This window comes from Malaciobacter pacificus (assembly GCF_004214795.1).
Lineage (GTDB): Bacteria > Campylobacterota > Campylobacteria > Campylobacterales > Arcobacteraceae > Malaciobacter_A > Malaciobacter_A pacificus.
This window is the reverse complement of sequence record NZ_CP035928.1, coordinates 1,792,441-1,806,707: the sequence shown is the minus strand read 5'-3', so window position 1 is coordinate 1,806,707 and position 14,267 is coordinate 1,792,441. Positions and strand designations below refer to the sequence as shown.

Genomic DNA, 14,267 nt, shown 5'->3' with positions numbered 1-14,267 from the left:
TAGATTTACTTTTTTAAGTGGGAGTGTTAGAAATTTTGTGTCAGTCTGATAGAATTTATTCTAAAGGATTGAACAATGAATCAAACACTTGATTTAACAGATGCACTTAATCAGATTAAAGCTGGTGCAAAAATAGATGGTAAGGATGGAGTTTTAGCTCCACTTATCAAACAACTAACCGAAGCTGCATTACAAGCAGAACTTGAATCTCATCTTACAACAGAGATAAATAAAAATCGTAAAAATGGTAAATCTACTAAAACTATGAAAAGTAGTGTTGGAGAATTTGAACTTGAAATTCCAAGAGATAGGAACGGTTCTTATGAACCACAAATAGTTAAAAAACATCAAACCCATATATCAGACCATATTGAGGAAAAGATTTTATCTTTATATGCTCTTGGTAATAGCTACTCTCAAATATCTGAACATATTCAAGAGTTATATGGTATTGAGTTTTCTAAAGCAACAATAAGTGCTGTTACAGACAAAATTATACCATTACTCAAAGAGTGGCAACAAAGACCGTTAGAATCAATCTATCCATTTGTATGGCTTGATGCAATACATTATAAAATAAAAGAGAATGGCAAATATATTTCAAAAGCTGTCTACACTATTTTAGGAGTAGGACTAAACGGTAAAAAAGAGATACTTGGACTTTATTTATCTGAAAATGAAGGAGCAAATTTTTGGCTACAAGTTTTAACTGATTTAAATAATCGAGGTGTACAAGATATACTTATTGCTTCAGTTGATGGTTTAAAAGGCTTTCCTGAAGCTATAAATGCAATATTTCCAAATACTGAAGTTCAATTGTGTATCGTACATCAAATTAGAAATTCAATACGCTATGTAGCTTCTAAAAACCAAAAAGAGTTTATGAAAGATTTGAAGCTTATCTATCAAGCTATCTCCAAAGAAGCTGCTGAAATGGAACTTGACAATCTTGAGTCTAAGTGGGGTAAAAAATATCCTATGGAGTGGTAACATAAATTCAGACAAAGAATTTTAGAGATTCTGCGTTAAAATAAAAAATGAATAAGGGTTACCATGAGAAAATATAGTCAAGAGTTTAAAGACTCAACAGTACAATTAATTATTAACAATAATGAAAATGTAAAAGATATAGCAAAAGATTTAGATTTAAATCCAAAAACATTATATGCATGGGTTACTGCATATAAAAAAGAACATAATATTCCAATGAGGAATATTGAAATAAAAAGTACACTCAAAGAGAGTGAAGCTGAAGAGCTTAAACGCTTACGTAAAGAGAATAAGATTTTAAAGCAAGAAAGGGATATATTAAAAAAAGCAACAGCATACTTCGCAAAAGAAACTCTATAAAGTATGCCTGGATACAAAAACATACAAAGAGTTTCAATATCAATAAAATGTGTAAAATTCTAAAAGTAAATAGAGCTTCATATTATCATTGGGTAAAAGCTGGTTGTATTGTAAAAAAAGTAGATATTCAACTTAATGAACTTGTAAAATCTATATTTGTTTTTGGTAGAAATAATTATGGCAGTAGAAGAATTCAAGATAAACTAAAAGAACTCTATGGGCTTATTGTATCAAGAAGACGTATTTCTACTATTATGAAAGATTTGAATCTAAAAGTGAATATTAAAAGAAGATATAAAAATACTACAGATTCAAATCATAATCTACCAATAGCACCAAATATTTTAAATAGAGATTTTTATGCTTCAAATCCTAATGAGAAATATGTTGGTGATATTACTTATATTCCTACTGGAGAGGGATGGTTGTATCTTGCAACTGTAATTGATTTATATTCAAGAAAAGTTGTTGGATGGTCTATTGATGATAGTATGAAAGTATCACTTGTAAATGATGCTTTAGATATGGCAATTAAACATAGAAATCCACCTAAAGGACTTATTTGGCATACAGATCGAGGAAGTCAATATGCTTCTTATAGTCATAAAGATTTATTGCAAAAATATGGAATAATTCAAAGTATGAGTAGGAAAGGAAATTGTTGGGATAATGCAGTAGCAGAGAGTTTTTTTAAATCATTAAAAAATGAGTTAATTTATCAGAAATATTTCTATACTAAAAAACAAGCAAAACAAGAGATTTTTGAGTATATTGAGTTTTATTATAATAGAACAAGATCACATAGTTATCTTGGAAATTTATCACCTGTTAGATTTGAAGAAATCAATTTGATGTTACAAAATGAAATAGCTGCATAGAATTATAAAAAAAGTGTCTTATTTTAAGTTACCACTCCACATAGGATATAATAATATTAAAATAAATTTGTTATAAATTAATAATCAAAACTAAAGGTCTTATTTTGAATGTACATAAAAAAATATTAACATCAATGCTTCTTATATCTTCACTATTTATTCTTTCAGGATGTAATGATAAAAAAGAAGAACAAAAAGTCGAAGTAAAAAAAGAGATCCCAAAAGCGCAAGTTCAAGTTCATACTATAAAAAAAGAGACTTACCCTATTTGGGTAGATTTTTCTGGAAAAACAGAAGCTAAAAATAGTGTTTTTGTAACAGCTAAAGTTGCAGGGGAATTAAAAGAGATATATTTCAAAGCAGGAGAAACAGTAAAAAAAGGTCAAAAACTATTTAAAATAGATGATAGAGCATATCAAACTGTTTTATCTCAAAAAAGAGCCTCTTTACAAAAAGATAGAGCAAGTTTAAATCTTGCCATTGCAAATGTAAAAAGATACAAACCTTTAGTAGAAAAAGGTTTAGCTCCAAGAGAAAAACTTGATGAACTAATTGCTAATCAAAGACAATTACAAGCTGTAGTAAATGCTGACCAAGCTTCTATACAAGAGACTCAGATAGATGTAGATGATACAGTTATTAAAGCCTCTATTTCAGGAAAGGTTGGGAAGTCTTTAATCGATATTGGAAATAATGTGAGTACATCTGATAAACTAGTACATATTACACAATCAAATGATTTATATGTAAACTTCAATCTAAGTAGCAAAGAGGTATTTTTATTAAATCAGTATAAGTCAGAAAAATATCCAAAAGTAATTGTTCTTCCAGAAGATATAGATAATATTGAATTAGGTCTAAAAGGAAAAGTTGATTTTATTGATAGTGTTACTGATGAAAAGACTGGAACAGTGGCAATAAGAGCAACAGTAAACAATGAAAAAGAGCTACTATTCCCAGGAACTTTTGTAAATATCAAACTATTTGTAACTGATAAGATTCCAGTAATTGCAGTTCATCCAAATAATCTATCACAAAATCAGTTAGGATTTTTTGTATATGCTGTAGATGAAAACAACAAAGTTCAAAAAAGACAAGTTGAAGTTGAATATAGTAATAAAGATTTAGCAATTATAAAATCAGGACTAAATGCTGGTGATAAAGTTATCACAAGTGCAACAAATAGACTTCAAGAAAACCAAGAAGTTGTAGCTTCTGAAGTTGCAAACCCAATTAAAAAATAGGTAATAAAATGTTTTCAATATTTTTTATAAACCGTCCAATATTTGCAAAAGTGATTTCACTTTTTATAATCATCGTTGGACTTATTTCACTAAACCTACTTCCAGTAGCTCAATTTCCAGAAATCACACCTCCTAGTATCTCTGTTAGTGCAAACTATACAGGTGGTAGTGCAAGTGCTGTTGAGACAAGTGTAACTAAACCAATAGAAGAGCAGCTAAATGGTATTGAGGGTATGATTTATATGGACTCAAACTCCTCTTCTGATGGTAGTTCAAATATAAATCTATATTTTAAATCAGGATATGATTTAAACACAGCTGCAATTGATGTACAAAATAGAGTTGCTTTAGCTACACCATTTTTACCAGAGTCAGTAAAAACAAATGGTGTTACAACAAAGAAAAAATCAACATCAATGGTGCAGATTTTATCACTAAAATCAGACAATCCAGAACACGATGCCCTATTTTTATCTAACTTTGCAAGTATAAATATAGTTGAAGAGTTAAAAAGAATAGATGGAATTGGTGATGTTCAAAACCTAGGTGAGAAAAAATACTCTATGAGAATTTGGATAAATCCAAATAAACTATCAAACTTGAGTCTTACAGTAAATGATGTAACAACAGCAATTAGAAACCAAAACCTACAAGCAGCCTTAGGAAGTATTGGAGCTTCTCCAAATGCTAGTACAAATAAATTTCAATATACTCTTACATCTAAAACTAGACTTTCATCAACCAAAGAGTTTGAAGATATTATTGTAAAAGAGATTGAAAATAGAAGAGTAAGACTAAAAGATGTAGCACGTGTAGAACTTGGAGCAGAAGTTTATGGATGGGGAGCAAATGTAAATAATAAAGAAACAGCTCTTCTTGGAATCTATCAACAACCAGGAGCAAATGCTTTAGCAGTAGCCGAACGTATTCAACAAAAGCTAGAACAACTAAAACCTAGACTTCCACAAGGTGTAAGTGTAGAGGCAACATACGATACAACAAAATTCGTTGAAGTATCTATCAAAGAAGTTGTTGTAACACTATTTCAAGCTTTAGCCTTAGTTCTTTTCGTAGTGTACTTTTTCTTACAATCATTTAGAACAACTATTATTCCAGCAGTTGCAATTCCTGTTTCACTTATAGGTACTTTTGCACTTCTAATGGCTATGAACTTTTCAATAAATACATTAACACTATTCGGTCTAATTTTAGCTATTGGTATTGTTGTTGATGATGCTATTATTGTTGTTGAAAATGTTGAAACAAACTTAGCTAAAAATCCAGAGCTTACTTTGAAAGAGGCAACAACCTTAGCTATGAAAGAGGTTTTTGCACCAGTTATTTCTACAACACTTGTGCTTTTAGCAGTATTTATTCCAGTGACTTTTATTCCTGGAATTTCAGGGGCTTTATATCAACAGTTTGCAACAACTATTGCCTTTGCAGTTATAATCTCATCAATAAATGCTTTAACACTTTCACCTGCGCTTTGTGCAACTATTTTAAAAAAGAAAAAAGTTGAAGAAAAAAAGAACTTCATTTTTGAAGGCTTTGATAAAGGTTTAGAAAAGTTTAAAAATGTCTATAAAGTAATCTTAGAGAAAATCATCAAATTTTGGTATGTCGCAATTTTAATATATGGACTACTTTTAGGAGGAACTTTTTTTGCTTTTAAAGTTTTACCAACTGGATTTATTCCAGATGAAGACCAAGGAACACTTGTATCATCTATTTCATTAGAAGCTGGAACAACACTAAATATTACAAGTGAAGCTACAAGAAAAGCAACAGAAATTATTCTAAATACAAAAGGTGTAAAAGATGTTTTAAGTGTACCTGGATTTAGTATTATGACAGGAGCTATTGACTCATCATCTGCAACTGTTTTTATCGTACTTGAAGATTGGGAACAAAGAACAACAGTTGAAACCTCAATAAAAACTATTATGAATAATATCATGGCTACTGCAAAACAAAAAATAGATAATGCCAATGTTAGAGTATTTAATATGCCATCAATTCCAGGGCTTTCAGCAGTTGGTGGTTTTGATATGAAACTTCAAAACCTACAAGGTATGCCAATCAATGAGTTTGAAAAAATAGCCCAAGAGTTTATAGGAAAAGTAAATCAAGAAAAATCAATTATGTATGCATACTCTACTTTTAATGCAAACTATCCACAGTTTCACATTGATGTAAATAGAGATAAAATCTCATCACTTGGTTTAAAACTTGATGATGTGTTTGGAGTACTTCAAGCAAATCTTGGTTCACTTTATGTAAATGATTTTAATAAATTTGGAAAAACATACAAAGTATTTGTTCAAGCAGATCAAAAATTTAGAGAACAAAAAGCAAATATCAGTAACTTTTTTGTTAAAAATACTGATGGAGAAATGATCCCATTAAGTACAGTTGTAAAGATTTCACAAGTTACAGGACCAAATACAATTACTCACTACAATGGATATCAAAGTATTGCAATAAATGGACTTCATAACCTAAAAGATGGCTATAGTTCTGGTGATGCTTTAGAAACTTTAGAAGAAGTTGCAAAAACACTTCCAAGTTCAGTTGGATATGAATTTGCAGGAATGTCTCTACAAGAAAAAGAAGCAGGAAATGCAGCAATTTATATCTTTGCACTTTCACTTCTTATGGTATTTTTATTCCTTGCAGCTCAATATGAGTCTTGGATGATGCCACTAATGATTATGCTACCTATTCCAGCAGTTATGTTTGGAGCATTGGGTGCAAATATGATGGCTGGGCTTTTAAACGATACCTATACACAAATAGGACTTGTTCTTCTAATAGGAATGTCCTCTAAAAATGCCATTCTAATTATAGAGTTTGCAAAAGAGCTTAGAGAAAAAGGTGAGAGTATAGTTGACTCAGCAATAAAAGCTGCAACAATGAGACTAAGAGCTATTTTAATGACTATTTTCTCATTTTTACTTGGAATTTTACCACTAGTTGTAGCAACTGGTGCAGGAGCTGCATCAAGACAATCACTAGGTACTGCTGTATTTGGTGGTATGATTATGTCAACAATTTTAACACTTCTTTTAACACCTGTACTTTTTGTAATACTTCAAAAGTTAAGAGAAGGGAAAGATAAAGAACAAAAGGAAATTTCAAATGCTTAATAAAATAAAACTATTATCAACTATTTGTATACTTTTATTATCAACAAATATAAATGCAAAGATAATTTCACTTGAAGAGTTAATAGAGATTGCTGTTGAAAACAACAGTAATATCAAGATAAGTAAATATGCAAAAGAGAAGCAAAAAGCTTCATATAAACTTGCTAAAACTGATTATCTTCCAAAAGTGACTCTAAATGGAGAACTTGCAAGCTATGATATAAGAAGTGCTGGAACAAAACTTAATGACAATAGTGTTACGGGATATACACTTAGTGCAAGTCAACTACTCTATGATTTTGGACGAACTTCAAATCAAATTGAATCAGCTAAAAAAAGTCTAGAAGCATCAAGTTTTGAGACTATAGAAAATATCTCATCTACTGTATTAAATACAAAAAAAGCATACTACAATATTTTGAATAACTACCAACAAATAAGTCTTGCAAAAGAATCAATCAAAATTGATGAACTGCACTTAGAACAAGCAGATAACTATTTTAATGCAGGGGTTAGAACTTTAATAGATGTAACAGATGCAAAACTTCAACTATCAAACTCTAAACTATCACTAGTACAATCAGAATATAGTCTAAAAAATGCAAAAACAAATCTGATTTCAATACTTGGAGTTCAAAATAGTGATGAAATAGAGATAAAAGAAGATGCAGAGATAAAAACAGCACTAAAAGGTTTTGAAAGAAATAATCTAAACCTAGAGGAGCTACTTAAAACTGGACTTGAAAATAGAGCTGAAATAAAAGTGTTTGAAAAACAAATTGAAGCTTCTAAACTTCAGCTAGATAATACAAAAAAGGAGTACTACCCTACTTTAGACCTTCAAGCAACACATAGTGATAAAAACTCTGATGAAATTGCAAATATTGACACACAACAAACGACAGCTGGAGTATATTTAAAATGGAATCTATATACAGGAAACTCAACTGAACATAATAAAAAAATAGCTCTTGTAGATTTAAGTAGCCTAAAACAACAACTCGTGCAACAAAAACTTCAAATAAAAGAGGATATTACAAATGCATATCTTCAAGTAAAAGAGAATGAAGAAAATATTAGAATTGGAGTTTTAAACTTAAAACTATCAGCAGATAAGTTAGATTTAGCTAACCAAAGATATAAAGCAGGATTAAATGACCTTATTGAAGTAAGTGATTCAAAACTAGCTTACACACAGGCAAAAAGTCAATTAATCAACTCTTACTATAATTACTTAAACTCAAAAGCAACACTTGATTATGCAATTGGTGTGATTTACTAAAAACCTCACACCAATCCAACACTATATTTTTTTAATATCCTTTTATAGAAAACAAAAGGATATTAAAATGAAAACTACAACTCTTCTAACTCTACTTATATCACTCTTTATTTTCACAGGTTGTGCAAATAAAATTGAACTAAAACCTAATAATGTAGTAAATGACATCTCAAAACTAAAACAATCAGAAAGTGATGAGAATAGCTACTATTACATAAAAAAAGATGTAAACTTTTCAAAATACAATAAAATAAAAGTTCCTAAAATAAATGTATACATGGCAAAAGATAAAGAAGGTGTTCAAAAGATTGTAGATGATGCATCAAACTACTTTACTGACAATAAAAACAATATAGCAAATAAAAAACTTCTAAATGATATATCTACTTACTTTACAACAAATCTAGAAAAGAATTTACAAGAAGTTGTAAAAAATAGAAGAATTAGAAAAAATACACTAGTATTTCAAGCTTCAATTATATCCCTTGATGTTTCATATGATAACTTAGAATTCTATCAATACCTTCCATATGGACTAGCATTTACAGCAATCAAAAGAAGTACTGGAATAGAGGATAAAAAGTTAAGAGTGGGCTTTGCATTAAAAGTTTTTGATGAGAAAACAAAAGAGACTCTTATTACAGTTGTCAAACATGATATTTCAGACAGTAATGTTTCAAACTCAAAAGATTTGAAAATTGATGATTTAAAACCAGTTTTAGATAAATGGATAAAAAGATATAGTTCAAAAATGGAACAACTAAAAAAAACTAACTATAAAATATAAATTTATGTTTTCATTGGAATTATTTTATAATTTCAAAATTTTCAATCTATTAATATAAAATAGTAGAAAAAATACATTATTAAAGTCAGTCCCACAAACTGTAGTTTTTGGCGCAAATTAGGATTAGTAAGATTAAATATGCTAAAATTCTAAGAACTATCAGTTACTGACACAAAACTCTGAACAGTCTCTAAAACAATTACATGGAGATATTAGTGCAAGGAATATAGAGTATGAATTTAGAGGTAATAATTATAAAGGAGCTTTATTTACTATAAAGCTATAGATTTTTAATTAATAATTACCTTATTTCTACCATTTCTTTTTGCCTCATAAAGAGCTAAATCAGCTCTTTTTATACTATCTTTAATGTCTTCATTTTTTCTATAAAAACTTCCACCTATACTAACAGTTAATTTATCAACTACTTCAAAATGATGGTTTTCAATTAATTTTCTAAGATGATTAAGTATTTTATAAAAATCATTTTGAGATGAGACTTCAACTAGATATAAAAACTCTTCTCCACCCCATCTGATAAATAAATCTTCTTCTCTTGAGAATTTTTTAATTTCAGATACAAATTCAATTAAAACATTATCCCCTATATCATGACCAAAGTTATCATTAATATTTTTGAAAAAATCAATATCAAAAATAGCAATTGCAAGAAGTTTGTCTTTTTTTCTTGCATTATTAATGACATTTTCATAGTTTAAATCAAAGAACTCTCTATTATGAGCATTTGTTAGTTTATCTCGGATATTTTTCTCTTCAAGTATTAATTGTTCATGTATTGTTTCACTAATGTCATTAAAACTAACTATATATATGTTATTTTCAAACTTATTTGCTGTTACATTAAAAATAATCTCTTTAGAGTCTTTATTTAAAACTTTAACAATTCTTTTTTGATTTTTTAGTGATCTTATCTCTTCAATCCACATATCTTTTTTATGAATTTTTCCTAGATGAAAGTACCTATCATCTTCTATAAAAAAATCACAAATACAATTATATTTTTCTTTAAAATCTTCTAGATTTTTAAATCTAAAAAATCTAAAAAAACTTTTATTTGCAAAAATCAACTCTTTTCCATCTGATAAAATTACTATATTTTCTTGTAAATCAATAAATTTATGTAGTTTATTATATGCCTCTTTTTGTGAAGTTATATCACTAATTATTCCTTCTAGATAAAGGTTATTATTTTCATTTATTATTTCATAAGTATCATTTACCCATATAATTTGATTGTTTTTTGTAATTATTCTATACTCTACTGTTCCAGTTTTTTTATTTTCTTTTATATCTTTTTTAATCTTTTCTATTAATTTAGGAATATCATTTTTATGAATAATAGACTTGAAAGACAAAACTCTATTAAACATCAACTCATCTGCTTTATATCCTGTTATACTTTTAATAGAATCATTAATGTAAAGCATAGTATAGTTTTCATCATTTTCACAACGATAAATTACATCTGGAATATGATTAACTAAAGACTCAAATTGTTCTTTAGCTTTCTCAATCTCTGCTTGATATGTTTTTAACTCAGTTATATCATGTATTGTTCCTAATGATTGTATTACATTTCCCTCTTTATCTAAAGTATGGTGTATATCAATTTCTACATATTTTAATTTATTACTTCCTGTTAAGATTCTATATTCTAAGTGACATGAATCTTTATTTTCAATAGATTGATTAAATTTAGAGTTTACTTTTTTTACATCATCTTTATGAACATAATTTAAAAAATCTTCATACTTAAATTCAACTTTTTCTTTATTTAATTCATAAATTTGATAAACTTCATCACTACAAACTAACTTATTTTTAATCAAATCTAATTCCCAATATCCTAAATGTCCTATTTTTTGAACCTCTTCTAAAATTTCATCATGGTGTTTTAGTGTCTGTTTTTCTGTATCTAATCTATATAAAACAATAGTTATTACCATAGTTAAAAGGATTAAAATAAATAAAAATATGTAATATTGGTTTTGGTAATCTAAGAAATCATTTTGTTCATTTGAAACTATAATAAATCCAACAGTATCATTTGTAACAGCATTTTTTATTGGAAAAAAAGTTGTTATATAAAAATTTTGACCTATTTGACTAAAAAAATTAAATGTACTATTTTTTGCCAAATCATCACTAATATTATTATCTTTATTGTAGTTTAAAACCAACTGTTCTATAAGTGCACTTCCACCTTTTGATATTGATATTTCATGATAAAAATTAGGTGTTGATAGACATCTTTTATAATTCTTCTTTTCATTATCAAATACTTTTTTATCTACTACATCTTTTTTTATTATAAAATCAACATCATTTCTCATCTCTCTTCTAAATTCATTTATAATACTTTCCATAGAAACTGATGTCTCGACACTTCCTATATGATTACCATCAAAACTTAAGGGGTAAACAAATCTATAACCATTAAATATTCTTCCTTCTTCAAATCCATGGATTTTTTTATGATATTTATTTACATATTCAACTGTAGATCTAATATTAGTTAAATTATCACCAAATTTTTTTGGTCTGTGAAATCTTAAAAAACTTTCATTATTTTTTAAATGAAAATGAAGTTGTTTTAATTTAAAACTACTCATATTAGTATACATATCTATAAATTCATTATAAAGTTCATTTCTGATGAGATTTTTTTCATCAGTACTTACTTCATTGATGTTTTTTAACAAATTTTTTACTTTTTGTGTATTAATCTTATTAAAATAAATTATATCGGAGTGAACTTTGAAAGCTTCAATAACAGTATTATAAGTAACTTCAATAAGTTCTTTTTCTGCTAATAGATGATCTTTTTTTCTATTTTCAATTAAAGAGATTATTAAATAGCTAAAAATTGAAATAACCAAAATGGCTGTAAATATATAGGCAAATTTCTTTTTCATACTTTTTTCATTTCATTATATAATAATGTATATAATTCAGTGCTTACAAAAGTTTTTTAGGTTGTTTTCTGTACTCTGCTGAAGAAAGTATTTTAACAAATTTTTCTAGTATTATAGACATTCAAATCAGTATAAAAAATAATAGTTTAGGAATATAACGCTTTAATTGCATAAAATGAAACTCTTTTTATATTAATTAAGTGTTTTTTAATAATTCTTTGTCTATAATTCCAATCCTTTAAAAATCAATATGACTTTTAAAGTAAGCGGGAGTAGCTCAGTTGGCTAGAGCTTCTGCCTTCCAAGCAGATTGTCGCGAGTTCGAGTCTCGTCTCCCGCTCCATTGTTATTTTTAAACCGCGGAATAGAGCAGCCAGGTAGCTCGTCGGGCTCATAACCCGAAGGTCGATGGTTCAAATCCATCTTCCGCAACCAAATTAGTCAGAATGTCAAGGTAGCTCAGCTGGCTAGAGCGCTGGTCTCATAAGCCGGAGGTCGAGAGTTCAAGTCTCTCTCTTGACACCACTTATTCACGATGTGAATAACTTTTTTATAATGGATGCTGATGTAGCTCAGTTGGCTAGAGCAGCTGATTTGTAATCAGCAGGTCGGGGGTTCGACTCCCTTCATCAGCTCCACTTTTTTTGAATTTATACCTGGGGTATCGCCAAGTGGTAAGGCAACGGTTTTTGGTACCGTCATTCACAGGTTCGAATCCTGTTACCCCATCCACCTTTCAAATTAAAAACAATCATAGAAAATTTAGATATAATCCTTTGAATTATAAAATTTTAGGATAAATTATGAGCGATAGACTACATGAAATATTAGGACAAATAGGTTCTATTCATACAGAATTAATTAATACAAATAAAATTGATGATGCAGACACAGTTTTTGAATTTATTGAAGATTGTGATAGTGATGTTAAAGAGCATTATTTAAATCTTTTATTACAATACTATTTTCAAAAAAATGATTTAGAAAATCTAAAAAAAGTACTGTTAGTTGGTGCAAAATTTGATATGAGATTTGAAGATATAAAAGAAGCATATTTAAATATTAAATCAAATAGTGAAAATGTAATAGAGTTTATGGAAGATAATATTATATTTTTAAAAGATAAAATAGAGTCTAATCATTTAGAAGCTATATATGATTATTATAATCAAAATGAAGAATTACAAGTTTGTTTAGAAGAAGCAACGGAGCTTATCAAAAAAAATAGATATATTTGTGCATATTGCTATAAAAATAAGGATAAAGAGTTTTCTAAATTTTTCTTAAATGAAGATCTATTAGAGAGTTTAAAAAGGGATTTGCCTTATTTATTAGATTAGGGAGCTATATAATAGTTCCCATTTCATCATCTAAGTAGTTGTTTATAGTTTTTATAAACTCTTCATTTGTTTTTGAACCTGTTTTATTGAAAAGTACAATCTCTTCACCAAATTCATCTTGAATAAAATGCTCTTCTTTAGTAACTTTTTTATATAACTCTTGCACATCAGCTTCACTCTCATCTTTATTATATAAAAACCAATTTGCTGTACTATTCTCAATTCTTATTAATCCATATGTTCTTAAATCATCAACATAGTCTTGGATTGTCCCATTTTCAAATCTAGCACCAACTACTAAATCGTTTTCATTTAATATCATTTCCATATAAAACCTTTTATTTTTCTGCTCCAATTATAATTAAACAATAGTTAGCAAAACATTAGATACAATTACAAAAAATAAAAGGAACTATTATTAAGAAGTTTAGAAAAGTGCATATTGAGATTACAAATATTTGTAATTTAAAATGTACATTTTGCCCTCCAAAACTAAAACCCACTTCAACAATGAGTTTAGAGCATTTTGATGATATAAATTTTCAACTAAAAGATTTTACAAAAGAGCTTGCATATCATGTAGTTGGGGATCCTTTAGTATTATCAAATTTAGAAAAATATTTAGATATTAGTTTAAAACATGATTTAAAAGTAAATATTACAACAACAGCTAATAATATAAATCAATCTCATCATAATATATTGATGCATGATGCAATTAGACAAATAAACTTTTCTATAAACTCATATAATGCAAATTCTCATAAAAAAACATTTGATGAGTATATAAATCCAATTATTGAGTTTGTAAAATATGCCCAAGAACAAAACCATGAGTACTTTATAAACTTTAGAATTTGGAATTTAGATGAGACTTTAAGTGCAAAAGAGTTTAATAAAAAGGTATTTGAAAAAATAAATGTTGAGTTTAATACAAATATTGATGTAAATGAAGTTTATGAAAATCGACCGAAAAATATAAGAATTGCAAAAAAGTTTTTCTTCCATTTTGATGAATATTTTAATTGGCCTAGTTTAGATAATGATATAGTTTCTAAGACGGGAACTTGTTATGGACTAGATTCCCATTTTGGAATATTAAGTAATGGAGAAGTGGTTCCTTGTTGTTTAGATCAAAATGCAGAGGTAGATTTAGGAAACACAAATACTTCACAAATAAAAGATATATTGAACTCTACAAGAGTTAAGAATATTCAAAATGGATTTAAAAATAATATTTTGCATGAAGAGTTATGCCAAAAGTGTGAATATAGAAAAAGATTTGATTAAAAGGAATAAGA

10 protein-coding genes, 5 tRNA genes and 1 pseudogene are annotated in these 14,267 nt (G+C 27.9%); 14 read left to right on the top strand and 2 right to left on the bottom strand.

Translation table 11 applies throughout. The features are described from left to right. Window positions 1–75: 75 nt before the first annotated feature. The 7 genes and pseudogenes from APAC_RS09080 to APAC_RS09050 form a co-directional block, all read left to right on the top strand. A pseudogene (locus APAC_RS09080) lies at window positions 76–981 on the top strand (IS256 family transposase); the annotation flags it as partial. Between the two features lie 72 nt (window positions 982–1,053). Then, window positions 1,054–1,350 (top strand): transposase, encoded by a 297-nt coding sequence (locus APAC_RS09075; RefSeq protein ID WP_044416656.1) that lies wholly within the window; start codon window positions 1,054–1,056, stop codon window positions 1,348–1,350. Beyond that, the gene (locus APAC_RS09070; RefSeq protein WP_119173274.1) at window positions 1,308–2,228 is read left to right on the top strand and encodes an IS3 family transposase; all 921 of its coding nucleotides are present in this window, start codon (window positions 1,308–1,310) and stop codon (window positions 2,226–2,228) included. Before APAC_RS09075 ends, APAC_RS09070 begins: the two co-directional genes overlap by 43 nt. Before the next feature lie 104 nt (window positions 2,229–2,332). Next, complete coding sequence (locus tag APAC_RS09065; protein ID WP_130233796.1) at window positions 2,333–3,472, top strand: efflux RND transporter periplasmic adaptor subunit; 1,140 nt, start codon at window positions 2,333–2,335, stop codon at window positions 3,470–3,472. Between the two features lie 8 nt (window positions 3,473–3,480). Then, on the top strand, window positions 3,481–6,621 hold the full coding sequence (locus APAC_RS09060; protein ID WP_130233795.1) for an efflux RND transporter permease subunit: 3,141 nt from the start codon (window positions 3,481–3,483) through the stop codon (window positions 6,619–6,621). Next, on the top strand, window positions 6,614–7,903 hold the full coding sequence (locus tag APAC_RS09055) for a TolC family protein (RefSeq protein ID WP_130233794.1): 1,290 nt from the start codon (window positions 6,614–6,616) through the stop codon (window positions 7,901–7,903). The genes APAC_RS09060 and APAC_RS09055 overlap by 8 nt, the downstream gene beginning before the upstream one ends. 67 nt (window positions 7,904–7,970) lie before the next feature. Further along, the gene (locus APAC_RS09050; protein WP_130233793.1) at window positions 7,971–8,690 is read left to right on the top strand and encodes a DUF3313 family protein; all 720 of its coding nucleotides are present in this window, start codon (window positions 7,971–7,973) and stop codon (window positions 8,688–8,690) included. Between the two features lie 290 nt (window positions 8,691–8,980). Here APAC_RS09050 and APAC_RS09045 read toward each other — a convergent pair whose 3' ends face one another. After that, the gene (locus APAC_RS09045; RefSeq protein WP_130233792.1) at window positions 8,981–11,626 is read right to left on the bottom strand and encodes a sensor domain-containing diguanylate cyclase; all 2,646 of its coding nucleotides are present in this window, start codon (window positions 11,624–11,626) and stop codon (window positions 8,981–8,983) included. A 266-nt stretch (window positions 11,627–11,892) separates the two neighbouring features. On the opposite strand from APAC_RS09045, the gene APAC_RS09040 reads away from it, so the two are divergent. The 6 genes from APAC_RS09040 to APAC_RS09015 all read left to right on the top strand — a co-directional run bounded on the left by APAC_RS09040 (window position 11,893) and on the right by APAC_RS09015 (window position 12,966). Then, window positions 11,893–11,969: transfer RNA gene (locus tag APAC_RS09040), tRNA-Gly, on the top strand. A 15-nt stretch (window positions 11,970–11,984) separates the two neighbouring features. After that, a tRNA-Met gene (locus tag APAC_RS09035) sits at window positions 11,985–12,061 on the top strand. Window positions 12,062–12,074: 13 nt separating this feature from the next. Then, window positions 12,075–12,151: transfer RNA gene (locus APAC_RS09030), tRNA-Met, on the top strand. Window positions 12,152–12,187: 36 nt separating this feature from the next. Continuing rightward, window positions 12,188–12,264: transfer RNA gene (locus APAC_RS09025), tRNA-Thr, on the top strand. Window positions 12,265–12,283: 19 nt separating this feature from the next. Next, window positions 12,284–12,358: transfer RNA gene (locus APAC_RS09020), tRNA-Gln, on the top strand. Window positions 12,359–12,429: 71 nt separating this feature from the next. Continuing rightward, the gene (locus tag APAC_RS09015; protein WP_130233791.1) at window positions 12,430–12,966 is read left to right on the top strand and encodes a hypothetical protein; all 537 of its coding nucleotides are present in this window, start codon (window positions 12,430–12,432) and stop codon (window positions 12,964–12,966) included. A 4-nt stretch (window positions 12,967–12,970) separates the two neighbouring features. Here APAC_RS09015 and APAC_RS09010 read toward each other — a convergent pair whose 3' ends face one another. Then, window positions 12,971–13,294, bottom strand: a complete 324-nt coding sequence (locus APAC_RS09010) for a hypothetical protein (protein ID WP_130233790.1) — start codon at window positions 13,292–13,294, stop codon at window positions 12,971–12,973. Between the two features lie 107 nt (window positions 13,295–13,401). Here APAC_RS09010 and APAC_RS09005 point away from each other — a divergent pair, with 107 nt between their 5' ends. Continuing rightward, window positions 13,402–14,256 (top strand): radical SAM/SPASM domain-containing protein, encoded by an 855-nt coding sequence (locus APAC_RS09005; protein WP_228255906.1) that lies wholly within the window; start codon window positions 13,402–13,404, stop codon window positions 14,254–14,256. The last annotated feature ends 11 nt before the right edge of the window (window positions 14,257–14,267 follow it).

Excerpts from the sequence above, each read along its gene's own strand:
- APAC_RS09075 (WP_044416656.1), top strand. The coding sequence starts at position 1,054 with ATGAGAAAATATAGTCAAGAGTTTAAAGACTCAACAGTACAATTAATT.
- APAC_RS09060 (WP_130233795.1), top strand. The coding sequence starts at position 3,481 with ATGTTTTCAATATTTTTTATAAACCGTCCAATATTTGCAAAAGTGATT.
- APAC_RS09055 (WP_130233794.1), top strand. The coding sequence starts at position 6,614 with ATGCTTAATAAAATAAAACTATTATCAACTATTTGTATACTTTTATTA.
- APAC_RS09050 (WP_130233793.1), top strand. The coding sequence starts at position 7,971 with ATGAAAACTACAACTCTTCTAACTCTACTTATATCACTCTTTATTTTC.
- APAC_RS09045 (WP_130233792.1), bottom strand. The coding sequence starts at position 11,626 with ATGAAAAAGAAATTTGCCTATATATTTACAGCCATTTTGGTTATTTCA.
- APAC_RS09015 (WP_130233791.1), top strand. The coding sequence starts at position 12,430 with ATGAGCGATAGACTACATGAAATATTAGGACAAATAGGTTCTATTCAT.
- APAC_RS09010 (WP_130233790.1), bottom strand. The coding sequence starts at position 13,294 with ATGGAAATGATATTAAATGAAAACGATTTAGTAGTTGGTGCTAGATTT.